Consider the following 17,775-nt stretch of genomic DNA (forward strand, 5'->3'; position numbering starts at 1 on the left):
AGGAGAGATCAAGGTGTTCAATATACTGGTTGTTGATGATGAGCCGCTTATTTGTAAAGGGCTAAGCAGTCTGCTGGCCGCTTCAGGCCTTGATATTGACCATATTTATACCGCGAACAGCGGATTTGAGGCACTGGATTGTATCCGGATGGAAGAGATTGATCTGCTCGTTACGGATATTCAGATGGGAGCGATGAGCGGCATCGAGCTGATGCAGCATGCCAAAATGGCCAAACCCTGGGTGCAGACGATCGTCATCTCTGCGCATGAGACCTTTCAGTATGCCCAGATGGCCGTCCGGCTGGGAGCTAAGGATTATCTGATCAAGCCGCTGAACAGTGAGCAATTCCTTGATTCGGTGCGCAGTGTAGTCCTCAAGATGGATAAGCCGTCACCGGAGCTGGCCACCTACATGGACGGGATCAGTGAAAGCTTCCGCCTGGAGGAGCCTCTCCCGGAGTATAGCGAACTGCTGAATACGCTGCTTGCCGAAACCGCTTCGGTGCTGGGGAGGGAGGAGGAGCTGCGTAAGCTGGATGAGCTGAAGCTGCAGGGGCCGTTTTTTGCCGTCATCAAAATCAAGCTCCCCTTGCCGGAAGAACGGCGTGAGCAGAAATATACTTCCCGTGACCGCAGTCTGCTGCGTTATGCCGCCCTGAATATTGCCAAGGAGCTGCTCGATCAGGAGTGGAACTCTACAGCCTTTTATTCACCGGACCAGGAGATTACAGTGATTATCCAGTGGGATGAGAAGAGCTACGAGGAATCGGCCACCGGCCAGGTAGGACGGCTTGATGTGCTCGGGCGCAGTCTGCATTTCAATATCCACCGCTATCTGCATCTGAATGCTGTAATCGGCATCAGCCAGATTCTGAAGGGGATTAGCTTCATGGATGTGCTGAACCGCCAGGCCTCGAAGGCCATTCTATGGAACAAAGAGCATGCCGACCACTATGTGTTCTACTATGGCGATTTCAACTGGAACAATTATGCCGCTGATCCGTCACCCGAGGAGCTGCATACGCACAGCAATCTGATTGTGCAGAAGGCCAAGGAGTATATTGACGGGAATTACGCCCAGAAGGGCTTAACGATCCATGAGGTTGCCAAGAAGAACCATGTCAGCCCCAACTATCTGAGTTACCTGTTCAAGAAAAATACAGGCCATAACCTGTGGGAATATGTGATCAAGCTGCGGATGGAGGACAGCCGGGAGATGATTCTGAATACCGATCTGCGCCGGTATGAGATTGCCGAGCGGGTGGGGTATGAGTCACCGGAGCATTTCAGCAAGATTTTCAAAAAATACTACGGAATCAGCCCCAGTGAACTGAAGAAGTAAGAACGCTTACGATTGCCATAGATATAGACATGTTCAGCCTCCCCCTCATTTTCTACAATTAAGGTAGGAAGCACTTTGCGAAAGTGCTGAAAGACGAAAGGAATGAGGGAGCCAGAATGAACCAGTCTGCTGCGTTACATGATCACCTGCCAGCGGAGCTCGAGAGCAAGCCGTATAAACAGAACCGCTGGAAAAAGAATTTTTGGGGCTTTATGTTCCTCGTCCCCGCGATCATCATCTTCATTATGTTTATGTGGGTGCCCATTTTCAAAGGATTCCTGTACAGCTTCTACACGGTCGATTTCGTCAAAGGAAATACATTCGTAGGCATGGACAATTATGCCAGAGCACTTACGGACCCGGATGTGCTGATTGCTGTAAAAAACACGCTTTACTACATGCTGCTCTGCCTTGTGATCGGCTTCTGGGTACCGATTGCTTTTGCGATTGCGATCTCCGAGCTGAGAAAATTCGGCGGATTCGTACGCGTAGCGGCGTATTTGCCTTATGTAATGCCTGCGGTTGTCTTGTACGGACTATGGAGATGGCTGTATGATCCGGTCGGACCGATTAATGCCCTGATTGGCAGCACGGGGGCAGATCAGATCGCTTTCCTGACGGATACCAGGTGGTCGATGATCTCGCTTGTCTTCATGGAGACCTGGCAGCAGTTCGGCTCGGGGATGCTGATCTATCTCGCTGCGGTGCTCAGTATTCCCCGGGACTGGTATGAGGCTGCTGAGATTGATGGAGCCGGAGTCTGGGCCCGCATCCGCCATATTACCCTGCCGTCGCTGCGCAATCTGATTCTGCTCATGCTGATTCTGCAGATTATTGCTACCTCTCAAGGGTACCAGTCACAGATGGCCCTGCTTGACGGAGGACCGAACAATGCTACGCTGACCTATGCGCTGCTCATTGTGAAATATGCTTTTACAAGACTGGATTATGGTACGGCGACTGCGCTGGGAATGCTGATGTTTGTTGTTCTGGGCGGTTTGGGCATTTTACAGTTCAAGCTTAACAAGGAGGACAACTAGGATGAAGAGCGCAGACAGAGGGATTCTCTCCGAACATGATCTTAAGAAGACCGGCAACAAAATCGTATACGGAATCATGGTGTTTTTCATTCTATTAATGATTTTCAGCATGCTCTATCCCATATTGATGACCATGTTCAACGGACTTAAGTCCAACGTGGAGGTTAACTCATTTCCGCCGCATTTTTTCCCGCAGGAGTGGCATTTCAGCAACCTTAAGGATGCGCTGGATTATATCAATCTGCCGATGTTCCTGCGGAACACGCTGTACATCTTTGTCGGGAACATGGTAGCTACCCTGGTTGTACTGGGCCTGGCGTCCTTCAGCATCTCGCGGATGAATGTGCCTTACCGCAAGGCCTTCTACTTCTTCTTCCTGATGACGCTGTTTATTCCGGCCACGAGCTATATGATCCCGAACTTTGTCAATCTGAAGGAACTCGGGCTGCTGAACCAGTATGCGGCTTTCTGGCTGCCGGCTGGGGCGAATACCTTCTTCTTCCTGCTGCTTAAGAACTTCTTCGACGGGATTCATCCGGAGATTCTTGAAGCCGCACGGATTGACGGGGCCTCTGAGCCGAGAAGCTTCTTCACCATTGCGGTTCCCCTGTCCATTCCGATTTTTGCAACACTGGCGATCTTTATCTTCTCCACAGCCTGGAACGACTGGTTCTGGCCGTCGCTTGTCATGCACAGTGAGGAGAAGTACACGCTCGCTACAGCGATCTATAAATACGTTATTAATGTAAAAGCACTGAACACTAACATCAAATTTGCCATTCTGTTCCTTGTTTCTTTGCCGCCTATTCTGGTCTTCCTTGTTTTCCAGAAGTTCATTATGCGTGGCGTTTCCCTGTCGGCTGTCAAAGGGTGATCAGAATTATGCTGCAGGGAGATACGGATCGTAAACCTGCACATGAAAGGAATATAAATACACCTCGTTTGTAAACGGTTTCTCTTTTATGATGAATTTGTAAGATAATTATGAATTGAAAAGGGGAGTTTCAATGCGTAAATTTTCCAGCGTATTAGCATGTCTCCTGGTGACGGGATCGTTATTGTCCGCTTGCGGCGGCAATAATAACGGGAACAAACCGGCGGCAAATGGAGGAGAGGCGACACCTGCACCAGCAGCTACTAATGCAGCAGAGGAGACCGCTGCTCCGACAGAGGCACCGGTAGATGATATCACCCAGAGAAAAGTAACGATCAAAATTCACTATCCTACCCCTGACCTTACCGAGGTAAGAGCACAGGAGGATGACAAGATCAAGCGGTTCCAGGAGGTCTATCCGAATGTAGAGATTGTCAAGGATGACTGGCAGTACAATGTAAGCGAAATCGGTGTGAAGATGGCGGCGAATGAAGCTCCTACCTTCTTCAACACCTATGCAACTGAAGCGAAATTCCTGGTCGAGAAGGGCTGGGTCGCTGATGTTACGGATCTGTGGAACAACTATGAATTCAAGGATCAGATTAACCCTGTCCTGCAGAACCAGTTCATTATTGACGGCAAAGTGTATGGCGTAACGCAAAAGGGTTATGTCACTACAACGATGATTAATAAAAAGATGCTGGATGAAAAAGGTGTAGCCGTTCCTCCAATGGACTGGACCTGGGATGATATGCTGAATACCGCCAAAGGGGTAGCGGATACCAAGAAGGGGATCTCCGGTATTGCTCCAATGGGTAAAGGCAACGAAGCAGGCTGGAACTGGACCAACTTCCTGTTCGAAGCAGGCGGTGAAATCCAGAAGATCGAAGGCGGCAAGGTTGTGGCTACATTCAATTCGGATGCCGGTGTGAAGGCGCTGGATTTCTATAAGAAGCTAAGATGGGAAGCCAAAGCTGTTCCTCAGGATTGGGCGCTTGGCTGGGGCGATGCTGTAGGCGCGTTCCAGCAGGGACGTACTGCTATGGTAATGGCCGGATCTGACGGTGTTATCGAGCAGGCGCTCAACCAGGGCGGACTCAAGCCTGAAGATGTACTTACTTACCCGATGCCAGCTGCTGAAAAAGGCGGCAAGCATACCGGCGTACTCGGCGGTGACTATCTGGTTATCAATCCGAACGCCAGCAAAGACGAGCAGGAAATGGCCTTCCGCTATATTACTTTCGATTACTTCTCTGACAAAGGCCTTGAAGCTCTTGACGCGATTATCAGCCAGCGCAAAACGGACGGCAAATACTACATCCCGCCGCTCCTTGATTACTATGCTGCTGATTCCGACTTCGGCAAGAAGACCAAAGCTGTCTATGACAAGTACGACATCGTTTATCAATACAGCCCTGAAATCATGGCGCTGCTGGATGGTAAGCCTGAAGCACAATACAATACTCAGGATTATTACGCAACCATGTCCAATGTAATCCAGGAGCTATTCTCCAAGGATGGTACAGATTCCAAGGCCCAGCTCGACGCTGCAGCCAAAACTGTACAAGAGAAATTCTTCGATACTATCAAAGTGGAATAGTCACTTGCTGAATGAGTGGTTACGATGCTTGATAGAGGAATTATAACGCTAAGGCAGGAGACCTGGTCTCCTGCCTTTTTGCTTGCTCTGATTTATATTTATACTTCTATGTAAGAGAATGCGGCAGGAGAGTAGAGTTGACGAAGAATAGGAAGAACATCAGATAGCACCATTATTCTGGGGAAAAAACAAGGCTGAAGAGCTGGATTCAAGAAAAGCAGGGGAGGCTAGAGGGCGGGCGTTCGCAAATCGGACAAATATAAATGATTTATCACACAACAAATGGAAAATAATCTAGAATATGATCGAATGAAAGCGCTTTGAAAACAAATCAAAAAAAACTTTATACTTTGTGAAAGATTTCACTATACAAGGTGAAAAGGATATGATAAGATAAATGTGTAGAGAAAAACAACCTAAAAATTGACAGGAGGACGAGGGAGATGGCAGTTAAAAACGAAGTCGCCGCCCAAGTGAAACAAACCACCGCTGAAGAATATATTCAGACTTTGGTGGATAAAGCAAAGAAAGCTCATGAAGCGTTCATGGGACTGGATCAAGAGCAAACTAACACAATCGTTCATGCAATGGCGTTGGCCGGACTCGACAAACATATGTACCTGGCTAAGCTGGCCGTTGAAGAAACAGGACGCGGTGTCTATGAAGACAAAATTACGAAGAACATCTTCTCAACTGAATATATCTGGCACGGAATTAAGTACGACAAGACAGTAGGCGTTATTGAGGATAACGTTTATGACAGCTTCCAGAAGATTGCTGAGCCTGTCGGAATCATTATGGGTATCACACCGGTAACCAACCCAACATCCACCACGATGTTTAAAGCTTTGATTTCCGCTAAGACACGTAACCCTATTATATTCGGATTCCACCCTTCAGCGCAAGAGTGTAGTGCGGCAGCCGCCAAAATTCTACATGATGCAGGTGTGAAGGCTGGCGCTCCTGAGAACTTCATCCAATGGATCGAACTTCCGACCATGGACAAAACAAACGCACTGATGAACAATCCTGACGTTGCACTGATTCTGGCAACCGGCGGATCGGCAATGGTTAAAGCGGCTTACAGCTGCGGCAAACCGGCACTCGGCGTAGGTCCTGGTAACGTTCCTGCTTTCATTGAGAAGAGTGCTGACATTGATCAGGCAGTGACAGACATTATCCTTTCCAAAACATTTGATAATGGTATGATCTGTGCTTCCGAGCAAGCGGTTATCATTGAAGAAGCTATTTTTGACCAAGTGAAGAAGAAGATGATTGCGAACGGCTGCTACTTTGTAAACAAAGAAGAAGCTGCCAAGCTGACAAGCGGCGCAATGAATGTAGAAAAATGTGCGGTTAACCCGGCTATCGTCGGCCAATCCGCTGTGAAGATCGCTGAAATGTGCGGAATTCAGGTTCCTGCCGGCACGAAGATCCTGGTAGCTGAACTTGAAGGCGTAGGTACTAAATATCCGTTGTCCGCTGAGAAGCTGAGCCCGGTTCTGGCTTGCTACAAAGTGAAGAACGCAGACCAGGGTATCGAACGCGCAGCTGAAATCGTTGAATTTGGCGGCATGGGCCACAGCTCGGCTATCCACTCGAACAACGAAGAAGTAATCATGAAGTTCTCCAACCGTCTGCAAACCGGACGTATTCTCGTCAACTCGCCATCTACACACGGCGCAATCGGTGATCTCTACAATACTAATATCCCTTCCCTGACACTGGGCTGCGGATCTTATGGACGCAACTCTGTATCGCAAAACGTGACTGCAATCAATCTGATCAACGTGAAAAGGGTGAACCGTCGTACCGTGAATATGCAATGGTTTAAAGTACCTGACAAGATTTACTTCGAAAAGGGATCCACTCAGTACCTGGCTAAAATGCCTGACATCACTCGTGTAGCAATTATCACTGACCCAATGATGGTTAAGCTTGGATATGTTGAGAGAGTTGAGCATTACCTGCGTCAACGCCAGACTCCAGTAGCGATTGAAGTGTTCTCGGAAGTTGAACCGGATCCATCGACAACTACTGTAGAAAAAGGTACAGCCATGATGAACAGATTCCAGCCGGACTGCATCATCGCACTCGGCGGCGGTTCCCCAATGGATGCTGCCAAAGGAATGTGGTTGTTCTATGAACACCCGGATGCAGACTTCAACGGTCTGAAACAGAAGTTCATGGATATCCGCAAACGGGTATACAAATTCCCTAAGCTCGGTAACAAAGCTAAATTCGTTGCGATTCCAACAACTTCCGGTACTGGTTCCGAAGTAACATCGTTCGCAGTTATCACAGACAAGACTACGGGTAATAATACTAAGTACCCGCTGGCTGATTATGAGCTGACTCCAGACGTGGCAATTATCGATCCTGAATTTGTATATAGCTTGCCTAAAACAGCTGTTGCCGATACAGGTATGGACGTATTGACACATGCGATCGAAGCTTATGTATCTGTAATGGCCAGTGATTATTCCGATGGTCTGGCTATCAAGGCTATTCAGCTGGTGTTCCAGTACCTGGAAAAATCCGCATTGCAGGCTGACAAGGTTGCCCGCGAAAAAATGCACAACGCTTCGACACTTGCCGGTATGGCATTTGCTAATGCATTCCTGGGTATCAACCACAGCTTGGCGCACAAATGGGGCGGTCAATACCACACGGCTCACGGTCGTACCAATGCTATCCTGATGCCTCACGTTATCCGTTTCAATGCTAAGAAACCAACGAAGTTCGCTGCGTTCCCTAAATATTCGCACTTTGTAGCTGACGAACGGTATGCTGAGATCGCCCGCATTCTAGGATTGCCTGCACGCACTACCGAAGAAGGCGTAACCAGCCTGATCAATGCAATCCGCGACATGAACAAAAAACTCGGTATCGAAGAATCCTTCTCGGCTCTTGGCTTTGATCCTAAGGACTTCGAATCCCGTGTAGATTACCTGGCTGACCGTGCATTTGAAGACCAATGTACAACTGCCAATCCAAAAATGCCGCTGGTATCTGAACTTGCTGATGTATACCGCAACGCATTCTACGGAAGATTCGACAACTAATTTAAGATTGTCTGGCAAAGAATAAGGTTAAAGGTTAATATGGAACTGGATGGAAGTGACAAATATCACCGAAAGAGTGATATTTGTCACAGTCCTTTTTCAGAAAATAAACTAAAATGTTTATATAAACAACGATCCCAGTTATGAAGCCGCGATTGTGAATTTTATAACAACCAATAGCTATGGGATCACGAGACACGGGATTAACCTTCAAGCCCGCGATCTCTACAAATATACTAAATATAAATGGAGGGATTTAGCATGTCGGTGATTGAAAGAGAAGTACAAGAGGTTAAGTCGGGTTGGAGAAGTTTTACAAAGGGTACATGGGCTAAAAAAGTTGACGTTAATAACTTTATTGCCAAGAACATCAAGCCTTATGAAGGAAATGAAGAATTCCTGGTAGGTCCTACCAGCAACACCACTGAACTGTGGAAGATTATCTCCCAGCTTAGCAAGGAAGAAAGAGAAAGAGGCGGCGTATGGGATGTATCCCTCGATACTGTCTCCACGATCACTTCCCACAATCCAGGCTACATCGACAAGGACAAGGAACAAATTGTCGGCGTTCAGACTGATGCTCCTTTCAGACGTTCCATTCAACCGTTCGGCGGTATCAAAATGATGATCGACGCCACTAAAGCTTATGGCTTCGAGCTTCCGCAAAATATCGTTGACATGTTCACGAACATCCGCAAAACGCATAACCAAGGCGTATTTGATGCATATACACCAGACATGAGAGCTGTGCGTAAATCCGGCGTAATTACAGGTCTTCCTGATGCTTATGGCCGCGGACGTATCATCGGCGATTATCGCCGTATTGCTCTGTATGGTATTGATTTCCTGATTAAAGACAAGAAGCAACAATTGACTGAGCTTGAAGTAGATTCCATGACAGAAGAAGTAATTCGTCTGCGTGAAGAGCTGTCCGAGCAAATGCGTGCTCTGGGCGAACTGAAACAAATGGCTGCTGCTCATGGTCTTGATATTTCGAAACCAGCTAATAACTTCAAAGAAGCTACTCAATGGGTATACTTCGGTTATCTGGCTGCAGTTAAAGAGCAAAACGGTGCGGCAATGTCCCTCGGACGCGTATCCTCTTTCCTTGATATCTATGTACAACGTGATTTCGAAGAAGGCACTCTTACTGAAGAGCAAGCACAAGAAATTGTTGACCATTTCGTAATGAAACTGCGTATCGTGAAATTCCTGCGTACGCCTGACTATAATGATCTGTTCTCCGGCGACCCTACTTGGGTAACTGAATCCATCGGTGGTATGGCTGAAGACGGAACAACACGCGTAACCAAGAACAGCTTCCGTTTCCTGCATACCCTGTACAACCTGGGTCCTGCACCAGAGCCGAACCTGACCGTACTGTGGTCCGAAAAGCTGCCTGAAGGCTTCAAAAAATATTGTGCTAAGGTTTCCATCGAAACCAGTGCGATCCAATATGAGAACGATGATGTAATGCGTCCATACTGGGGTGAAGATTACGCGATTGCCTGCTGCGTATCCCCAATGCGTATCGGTAAACAAATGCAGTTCTTCGGTGCCCGTGCCAACCTGGCAAAAGCCCTGCTGTATGCAATCAACGGCGGTAAGGATGAAAAATCCGGCGCTCAGGTAGGTCCTGAATATCCGGCGATCACTTCCGAATACCTTGATTACGACGAAGTAATGAAACGGTTCAAACCAATGATGGAATGGCTGGCTAAGACTTATGTCAACACGCTGAACATCATTCACTACATGCATGACAAATATTCTTACGAACGTATCGAAATGGCGCTGCATGACCGCGACATTCTGCGTACTATGGCTTGCGGTATTGCCGGTCTGTCCGTTGCTGCCGACTCCCTGAGCGCAATTAAATACGCTAAGGTTAAACCGATCCGCAACGAAGAAGGTATTGCTATCGACTTCGAAACTGAAGGTGAATTCCCTTGCTACGGTAACAACGACGACGCTGTTGACAACATCGCGGTTGAACTGGTTGAAACCTTCATGAGCATGATCCGTAAAAACAAAACTTACCGTGATGCTGTACCAACTCAATCGGTATTGACTATCACTTCGAACGTTGTTTATGGTAAGAAGACTGGTACTACTCCTGATGGACGTAAAAAAGGCGAACCGTTCGCACCTGGTGCTAACCCAATGCACGGACGCGACAAGAAGGGTGCACTTGCTTCCCTGAACTCTGTTGCTAAACTGCCTTACTCCGATGCACAGGATGGTATCTCCAACACATTCTCGATCGTTCCTAAGGCTCTGGGTAAAGACGAAGAATCCCGTAAGTCCAACCTGGTATTCATGATGGACGGATACTTCCACAACAACGCTCAGCACTTGAACGTTAACGTATTTAACCGTGAGCAGCTGATTGATGCAATGGATCACCCTGAGAACTACCCACAATTGACCATTCGCGTATCCGGCTATGCTGTTAACTTCATCAAGCTGACCCGCGAACAACAGTTGGATGTTATCAACCGTACGTTCCACGATTCCATGTAAGAATTGTTCTTGCAGATCAAGAATTAAAATAAATTAAAGAGCTGCCGCCCTTGCAAGAGGGCGGTACACTCTTGTTTAAAAGTAATTAAAATTTTAAGCTTTTTGAAAGGATGACATCTCATGCTTAAAGGACATATCCACTCCTTAGAAACTTTTGGAACGGTGGATGGCCCGGGTATCCGCTTCGTGCTTTTTATGCAGGGCTGCCTACTTAAGTGTCAGTATTGCCACAACCCGGATACCTGGGGATTGAATGAAGGCAAGGAAATGACCGTTGAAGAAGTGCTGGCGGAAATTGAACCTTACCTGAATTATTATAAAACATCCGGCGGCGGACTTACCGTATCCGGCGGGGAACCCACGCTGCAGGCGCATTTCGTCAAACAGCTGTTCACCGAAGTGAAGAAACGCTGGAATTTGCATACTACGCTTGATACTAACGGCTATAATGATGGTTCGAAAATCAGCGACTTGCTGGATGTTACCGATCTTGTACTGCTGGATCTGAAACATATCGATGATGAAGCTCATATTAAGCTGACTGGCAAATCCAACGACCGTACCTTAAAGCTTGCCCGCTGGTTGTCAGATAATAACCGTAAAATGTGGATCCGCCACGTATACGTTCCCGGCATTCATAATAAGGAAGAGGATCTGCAGAATCTCGGCCGGTTCATTGGCACGCTCAATGGAGTAGAGAAGTTCGAAATCCTGCCATATCATGTAATGGGCATTTATAAATGGAAAGAGCTTGGCCGTCCCTACGAGCTTGAAGGGGTGGAGTCACCGGATGAAGAAGAAGTGCAGCGTGCATACCGGCTGATTGAAGAGGGCCGTAAACAGTCTGCTCTGGTATAAATTCATACACAATATATAACGAAAGCGGAGCTTCCAGTCTGAGGAGTTTCGCTTTTTTTGATGTACGGTGAAGTGAATCCGCTTATGAATATAAATTATTATCTTGAGTTCATATACATAGTAACATGTGAAATTGATAATATTAGCAGTTTGGATGTATAAGTATTCTAACGTGAAAATATAGTGAATTGCCTTTTTGAAAGTTATTGTGTAATGAAATGTAACTCATTTATGTCACAAAACACAACTGAATTCGCTTACATTAGAGTATTTTATCCCTATTGTAGATGAATCTTAACCTTACGATTACAATCAGGGTTTTCTATAATAAGAGTTGTAAGGGAAACCATTAAATAGGGAGGGTCACCCGTAATGAGAAAAAGCTTAACTATGCTGTTGTCCCTGATGTTCGTTACCTCAGCGCTGCTGACAGGTTGTGGAGGCAACAATAATAATGCTGCTGCAACGGAAGAACCGGCTGCAACGAATGAGGCCGCTGCAACCAATGCTGCCGCAACCGAAGAACCGGTTAGTGCTGAACCTTTTGAAATGACGGTCCGTCATACTCAGGTAGGTGCAGATAAACAGAAACGTCTGGCGATCCTGGAGGATGTAGTCGGCAAGGTACAGGAAGAAGTACCGGGGTTGACCTTCAAGCTCGATGGAGTTGATTCGGATGTAAACCGTAAAGAGAAGCTGCGCGGGGAAATGGCAGCCGGGAATCCGCCGGAGATCTTCGACCTGTTCGGCAGTCCGGATTCCAAGATCTACGCCAAAGAAGGCAAGCTGCTTGATCTGACGCCAATTCTCGATGAGTTAGGAATTAAAGATAAATTCTCCAACCTGGATCCATTCACTTATGAAGGTAAAATCTACGGCCTGCCAATCGGCGGCTCAGGTGAAGGGTTCTTCTACAATAAAGAATACTATGACAGCAAGGGCTGGAAGGCTCCAGCCACCTTCGCTGAGCTGGAACAGCAGCTGGCTGACATCAAGGCTGACGGCAAAGTGCCGCTTGCCGGTGCTTCCAAGGCTGGCTGGGTACCACTTATGCTCGCCAACCATCTCTGGTCACGTTATGCCGGACCGGATGTTACAGCGAAGTTCGCTACGGGCGAAGCTAAGTGGAATGATCCTAATGTAGTCAAAGGCTTTGCGAAATACAAGGAATGGGTAGACAAAGGCTACTTCAAGAAAGGCGAGCTCGGCTTCGAGTATGCTGAATATACAACCCAGTTCACCAGCGGTGAAGCGATCCTGATGTATGACGGCACATGGAAGTCCTCTGTATTCAAAGCCGGACAATCCGGTGAAGGTCTGATCGGTAAAGTCGGATTCTTCAATATTCCGGCGGTAGACGGCGGAGTGGGGGATCAGACGGCACTCATGCGTGATGTGAACAACGGCTATGGATTCTCGGCATCTGCAGGTGAAGATGAACGTCAACTCGCTGCAGTGAAATCATTCATTAAGAATATGTTCAATGAAGAAATGCAGCTGCGCGGTCTGGTGGAAGACGGCGTACTGCCGGCTATGAAGATTGATCAGGCGGTACTGACTGAGAATATCACCGATGATCTGATGAGTGAGATTGTAGCAGTACTCAACAGCTCCCAGTCCTCCTTCCCGGCATTTGACTCTCTGGTGCAGGCAGATGTGACTACCGAGATCAGTAATATCCAGATTCAAAGCCTGATTGGCGGACAGACCACTCCTGAGAAGATGGGCGATGCCCTGCAGAAGATTCAGGAAGAAGCCAACGCAGCAGTAGAATAAGAGGCGGTAAATTGAATGTACCCTGGTGCTTGCTCCAGGGTACATTTTTAAAAGACAAGACTTTATATGCTTCGGGGTCCCCGCAAAGTACCTGAGTAAGCTCCGAAGCCAAAGCCCCACTTTGTGGGGTTGTTTTAAAATGTGAGATGTCTAAGCAACTTGGAGGTAGTCATGAATAAGGCACTAAGAAATCCTCTGGTGTTCATTCTGTTCGTTATTCCGGCACTGGTTCTGTTCATTATGTTCTTCATTTACCCCATTTTCAGTTCACTCTACTATAGCTTCACCAGCTGGAACGGTGTATCCGATACCGTGAAATACGCCGGACTGGATAACTTCAAAAAAGCCCTGGGAGATGAACGCTTCTGGGTGTCTGTTAAAAATAACGGCTGGTTCATTCTGTTCTCCGTATGCATTCAGGTGCCGCTGATTGTCTTCTTCTCCTTATTAATCGCTAATGTGAAGAAGCTGAAGGGCCTTTACAAGACAGCAGTATTCATGCCATCCATAATGTCTACTGCAGTTATCGGTATTCTGTGGGGCTTCATTTATGAGCCGAATATCGGCTTGTTCAACAAAGTGCTCGGCCTTGTCGGCATTGAGCCTGTCTACTGGCTGTCGGATGAGCGGTTCGCCATGCTGTCGATTCTGATTACGAATGCCTGGCAATGGACCGGATTCTACATTGTAATGGTGCTGGCGGCCATTCTCTCCATCCCTGGTGAATTGGATGAGGCTGCGGCCATCGACGGCGCTACGGGCTTCCAGCGCGCTACACGCATCACTTTGCCGCTGATTGTTCCCATTATCTCGGTAGTAATAATGCTCTCAATTGCCGGAGCGATGAAGGCCGCAGATATCGTCATTGTTATGACCAAAGGCGGCCCGGCAGGTTCAACTGAGGTTATGGCCACCTATATGATTAAATATGCGATCACCAATTTCAAATATGGGTACGGCAATACCATTGCAGTTCTGATCTTTATGTTCACGCTCGTGGTTACAGCTCTCTATCAGCTGCTGTTTGCCCGTCGTAATGAAAGGATTGAATACTGATGCCGCGCCTCAAGAAAAGCTTACCTCACGTTGCCCTGCTGGGATACCTGATCGTTGTACTCTTTCCGTTTCTCTTTGTCCTGTTCTCCTCGGTGAAGAAGGATAACAATGCGATCGCCCTGAATCCGTTCGGGATTCCGAAGACCTTTGAATTCTCGAACTACGTTGAAGCATGGGTGAACGCCAAGATCAGCACATACTTTTTTAACAGCTTATATATTTCGATCCTGTCATCGGTGGTATCCATTCTGCTGGCTTCTATGTTTGCCTTCGCGGTTACGCGGATGCGCCAGGGGAAATGGAACAAGATTCTGTTCTCGCTGGTCCTGATCGGCATGCTGATTCCGAACAATGCACTGATGCTGCCTATCTACACGATTGTCCGCAAGCTTCATATTCTCAATACACACTGGGCACTTATTATTCCTTATATCGCCAATGCAATTCCATTCACGATTATTATACTGGCAGCATTCATGCGCTCACTTCCCAGTGAAATTGAAGAGGCGGCAGTCATGGATGGCTTGAAGGCTCCGGGTATCTTTGCTAGAATTATTGTACCTTTGACAGTTCCGGCCATGGTTACAGTCTTCATTGTTAATTTCCTGGGAAATTGGAACGAGTTTCTGTTGGCTAACTATTTCCTCTCTAATGACGAGCTGCGCACGCTTCCGGTGGGCATGGTTCAATTCCGTGATCAATACCAGATGAACTACGCGCAAATGTCGGCGGGTATTGTCTACAGCGTGGTCCCGGTCATCGTCATTTATGCTATTTTGCAGGAGAAGATTATTGAAGGCGTAACGGCAGGCAGTGTAAAAGGATAACCCTATTCATGTCAGGAGCATGGGCCGATGAATTTGCGCTACAAATTATTTACGGCATTTCTGGGCCTGATTATCATTCCCTTATTCATTCTTGGCATGATTATGTTCTTCGTTACTTATAATTCGATAGAGAAGAAGTACAGCCAGCAGTCCGAATATTCACTTAAGGCGATCAGTTACAGCATTTCGAATGTGTTTAAGGATATGGACAATGTGACAGACAACGGAATTGCCACCTCGGTCTTTCATATGGCGCTTAGCGCGGATGATCCCTCCAAACAGGATTTGACCGATGCCGAGCAGCTCAGCCTGAACGCCAGCCAGCGCAATTTCCGTAGTCTGCTCTATAATCATCCGTCGATCAGCTATGCCTTTCTCTATAATTTTAATGGAAAAGGCAGCTCGGAGATCGTATCGGTCTTCACCAAAGAAAATTTCCGCACTCTCCCCTATGACAAGTTCAAAGGGAGCGATCTCTACCAGGAGGTTATGAAGCTCAACGGGGTTCCGAAATGGCTGGCACCGCATGAGTATCCCGAACTGACGGGAACGGAGGCTGTATTTACGCAGATCCGGCTGATTAAGGAGCTTAGCTTTTTTCAGAACATCGGCATTCTGGTAGTCCAGATCAAGAACTGGGAGTTCGAATCGATATTCCGCAATCTCAAGATCGGGGACAGCAGCCAGAAGGTATCTTTTATGCTGGTCAACGATGACGGGATGATCCTGCTGGACCCGGACAGGCAGCTGGACGGACAGGATTTCCGCGCCTTTACTACGAAGGATATTACCTTTAAACCGGGCTTCCAGAGCTACAAAACCCAATTTGACGGCGAAAAGAGCATTCTGTCAGTCTACCACCTGAAGGACTATCCCTGGAGCCTGGTTTCTGTGACCTCCTGGGGCTCGCTGTCCCATGAAGTAACTGTGTTTGCCCGCTGGTTTGTGGTGGTTATGTTCCTGTGCCTGCTCGGTGCAGTGATCTTCAATCTGTTCTTCATGAACCGGATTACAGGCGGGATTGCTGTGATCGTCCGCTTCATGCGCCGGGTGGAGGATGGAGACCTGACAACCCGGGTCGAGGAGAAGGGCAGTGACGAAATGACGCTGCTCGCCAGAGGCTTCAATGACCTCATGGACAAAATCAATTCATTATTCAACAGGGTCAATGAAGAGCAGCGGCGCAAAAATCAGGCGGAAATGCGTGTGCTGCAGGCGCAGATCAAACCGCATTTTCTGTTCAATACACTGGAATCCATCAATGTGCTGGCTGTGCAGAATGAAGGGCGAAAGGTCAGTGAGATGGTCTACAGACTGGCCAGTATTCTGCGGATCAGTATCCAGGACAGGGATGAAATAACGCTGGAAGAAGAGGTTAAGCATCTGCGCAACTATCTGGATATTCAGAAATTCCGGTTCGAGGACTTGTTCGATTACGAGCTTGAGGTTCCGGAGGAGCTGCTGGGCTGCGGGATTCTGAAGCTTACGCTGCAGCCGCTGGTCGAGAACAGCATTCAGCATGGCTTTGAAGGGATCAGCTACAAAGGTCTGGTAAGCGTTAAGGTCTGGGAAGAACGGGGGAATCTGATTCTGCGGATTCAGGATAACGGGATCGGCATGACGCCGTCCCAGCTGTCCATGTTTCAGTACATGGTTAATGATCCGGCGGAGCAGAAGCCTGAAGGCAAACCGGAACACGGAATTCATCTGGAACGGAGGGGGCTTGGCGTTCGCAGTGTGGCTGACCGGATCCGTATAGAATACGGAGGCAGATACGGGATTTTCATCTGTGCGAGTCCTGGTGAGGGGACAATTATCCAGTGCGTCATACCTAAATACGGGCAGGGGGAAGATCATTATGCTAAAGGTATTATTGGTTGACGATGAGGCGCCTATCCTGAACAACCTCAACAAAGTGCTGCCTTGGCATGACATGGGGATGGAGGTGACGGGGATGGCCCGCAGCGGAATGGAAGCTCTGCGTATCGCTGAAGAGGAAACGCCCGATCTGGTGCTCTGTGACATCCGTATGCCGGTGATGGACGGACTTACATTCATCGGCAAGCTGCGTGAGATGGGGCTCGAGAGTGAGGTGCTGCTGCTAAGCGGCTATCAGGAGTTTGATTATGCGCGCGAGGCCATCCGCCTTGGTGTGAAGGAATATATCTGCAAGCCGATACATTATGAGGAGCTTGGCAACAAGGTGCGGGAGATTGGAGCTCGGATCCGCAGCAAACAGTACAAGGATAAACTGTATAACAGTATTCCCTTGTTTCAGGAGATGTCTGTACCCGAGGATTCCGCCAAAAAAACACCGGATCAATTGATGAGCCAGGCGGCGAATTATATTACCGAGCGGCTGAGCTATGACCTTGGCATTGAAGAGGTGGCGAACCGGATCGGCATCAGCAGCAGCTACTTCTGCCTGCTCTTCAAGAACCGCTTTGCGATGACCTTTGTGGAGTATGTAACGTTGCAGAGGATTGAAGCCGCCAAATTCATGCTGGCCAGCAGTGATAAAAGCATTACTGCGATCAGCTCGGGAGTGGGTTATCAGGAGCGGCGTTATTTCACCAAGGTATTCCAGAAACAGACGGGGATGTCCCCTAAGGAATACCGCGATAAACACAAGGCTGCCGAAGCCCGCTAAGGGTAAGGGTTAAAGGGAAGCCGGAGATTACAGCCTGTCTGGTACAATAACTGAATTCAATGCTGCTTGTTCTGGCGGCGTACACCAAGATTGTCCCGGGATGGGGATGATCTTTTTTTGTGAAAATGGATTTCTATTAGAAATAAATGGATAATCTTTGATTT

Annotated in this window: 12 protein-coding genes; all 12 read left to right on the forward strand. The window is 47.8% G+C overall.

Features of this window, described 5'->3' with window-relative positions; genetic code table 11:
• Positions 1–13 precede the first annotated feature (13 nt).
• The 12 genes from MHI42_RS31930 to MHI42_RS31985 all read left to right on the forward strand — a co-directional run bounded on the left by MHI42_RS31930 (position 14) and on the right by MHI42_RS31985 (position 17,611).
• Positions 14–1,342, forward strand: coding sequence for a response regulator (locus MHI42_RS31930; RefSeq protein ID WP_171716793.1), 1,329 nt, complete (start codon positions 14–16; stop codon positions 1,340–1,342).
• Between the two features lie 116 nt (positions 1,343–1,458).
• Entirely contained in the window at positions 1,459–2,382 is a 924-nt protein-coding gene (locus tag MHI42_RS31935) for a sugar ABC transporter permease (RefSeq protein ID WP_042141372.1), read from the forward strand.
• 1 nt (position 2,383) lies between these two features.
• Positions 2,384–3,256, forward strand: coding sequence for a carbohydrate ABC transporter permease (locus tag MHI42_RS31940; protein WP_042138763.1), 873 nt, complete (start codon positions 2,384–2,386; stop codon positions 3,254–3,256).
• A gap of 133 nt (positions 3,257–3,389) precedes the next feature.
• Complete coding sequence (locus tag MHI42_RS31945) at positions 3,390–4,856, forward strand: extracellular solute-binding protein (protein ID WP_042138762.1); 1,467 nt, start codon at positions 3,390–3,392, stop codon at positions 4,854–4,856.
• A gap of 443 nt (positions 4,857–5,299) precedes the next feature.
• Positions 5,300–7,921: a bifunctional acetaldehyde-CoA/alcohol dehydrogenase gene (adhE, locus tag MHI42_RS31950; RefSeq protein WP_342421802.1), complete on the forward strand. Its 2,622-nt coding sequence runs from the start codon at positions 5,300–5,302 to the stop codon at positions 7,919–7,921.
• A gap of 261 nt (positions 7,922–8,182) precedes the next feature.
• Positions 8,183–10,444 (forward strand): formate C-acetyltransferase, encoded by a 2,262-nt coding sequence (gene pflB, locus MHI42_RS31955; protein WP_039295439.1) that lies wholly within the window; start codon positions 8,183–8,185, stop codon positions 10,442–10,444.
• A 120-nt stretch (positions 10,445–10,564) separates the two neighbouring features.
• Positions 10,565–11,302, forward strand: a complete 738-nt coding sequence (pflA, locus tag MHI42_RS31960) for a pyruvate formate-lyase-activating protein (RefSeq protein WP_039295441.1) — start codon at positions 10,565–10,567, stop codon at positions 11,300–11,302.
• A gap of 372 nt (positions 11,303–11,674) precedes the next feature.
• The gene (locus MHI42_RS31965; RefSeq protein WP_042138759.1) at positions 11,675–13,078 is read left to right on the forward strand and encodes an extracellular solute-binding protein; all 1,404 of its coding nucleotides are present in this window, start codon (positions 11,675–11,677) and stop codon (positions 13,076–13,078) included.
• A gap of 171 nt (positions 13,079–13,249) precedes the next feature.
• Positions 13,250–14,134 (forward strand): sugar ABC transporter permease, encoded by an 885-nt coding sequence (locus MHI42_RS31970; protein ID WP_039295444.1) that lies wholly within the window; start codon positions 13,250–13,252, stop codon positions 14,132–14,134.
• The gene (locus MHI42_RS31975) at positions 14,134–14,961 is read left to right on the forward strand and encodes a carbohydrate ABC transporter permease (RefSeq protein ID WP_039295446.1); all 828 of its coding nucleotides are present in this window, start codon (positions 14,134–14,136) and stop codon (positions 14,959–14,961) included. The genes MHI42_RS31970 and MHI42_RS31975 overlap by 1 nt, the downstream gene beginning before the upstream one ends.
• 27 nt (positions 14,962–14,988) lie before the next feature.
• On the forward strand, positions 14,989–16,842 hold the full coding sequence (locus tag MHI42_RS31980) for a sensor histidine kinase (RefSeq protein ID WP_342421803.1): 1,854 nt from the start codon (positions 14,989–14,991) through the stop codon (positions 16,840–16,842).
• Complete coding sequence (locus MHI42_RS31985; protein ID WP_342421804.1) at positions 16,820–17,611, forward strand: response regulator; 792 nt, start codon at positions 16,820–16,822, stop codon at positions 17,609–17,611. Before MHI42_RS31980 ends, MHI42_RS31985 begins: the two co-directional genes overlap by 23 nt.
• Positions 17,612–17,775 lie beyond the last annotated feature (164 nt).

Origin of the sequence: Paenibacillus sp. FSL E2-0178, from assembly GCF_038593005.1 — a bacterium.
Classification (GTDB): domain Bacteria; phylum Bacillota; class Bacilli; order Paenibacillales; family Paenibacillaceae; genus Paenibacillus_AQ; species Paenibacillus_AQ phytohabitans.

Excerpts from the sequence above, each read along its gene's own strand:
- MHI42_RS31935 (WP_042141372.1), top strand. The coding sequence starts at position 1,459 with ATGAACCAGTCTGCTGCGTTACATGATCACCTGCCAGCGGAGCTCGAG.
- MHI42_RS31940 (WP_042138763.1), top strand. The coding sequence starts at position 2,384 with ATGAAGAGCGCAGACAGAGGGATTCTCTCCGAACATGATCTTAAGAAG.
- MHI42_RS31945 (WP_042138762.1), top strand. The coding sequence starts at position 3,390 with ATGCGTAAATTTTCCAGCGTATTAGCATGTCTCCTGGTGACGGGATCG.
- adhE (WP_342421802.1), top strand. The coding sequence starts at position 5,300 with ATGGCAGTTAAAAACGAAGTCGCCGCCCAAGTGAAACAAACCACCGCT.
- pflB (WP_039295439.1), top strand. The coding sequence starts at position 8,183 with ATGTCGGTGATTGAAAGAGAAGTACAAGAGGTTAAGTCGGGTTGGAGA.
- pflA (WP_039295441.1), top strand. The coding sequence starts at position 10,565 with ATGCTTAAAGGACATATCCACTCCTTAGAAACTTTTGGAACGGTGGAT.
- MHI42_RS31965 (WP_042138759.1), top strand. The coding sequence starts at position 11,675 with ATGAGAAAAAGCTTAACTATGCTGTTGTCCCTGATGTTCGTTACCTCA.
- MHI42_RS31970 (WP_039295444.1), top strand. The coding sequence starts at position 13,250 with ATGAATAAGGCACTAAGAAATCCTCTGGTGTTCATTCTGTTCGTTATT.
- MHI42_RS31975 (WP_039295446.1), top strand. The coding sequence starts at position 14,134 with ATGCCGCGCCTCAAGAAAAGCTTACCTCACGTTGCCCTGCTGGGATAC.
- MHI42_RS31980 (WP_342421803.1), top strand. The coding sequence starts at position 14,989 with ATGAATTTGCGCTACAAATTATTTACGGCATTTCTGGGCCTGATTATC.
- MHI42_RS31985 (WP_342421804.1), top strand. The coding sequence starts at position 16,820 with ATGCTAAAGGTATTATTGGTTGACGATGAGGCGCCTATCCTGAACAAC.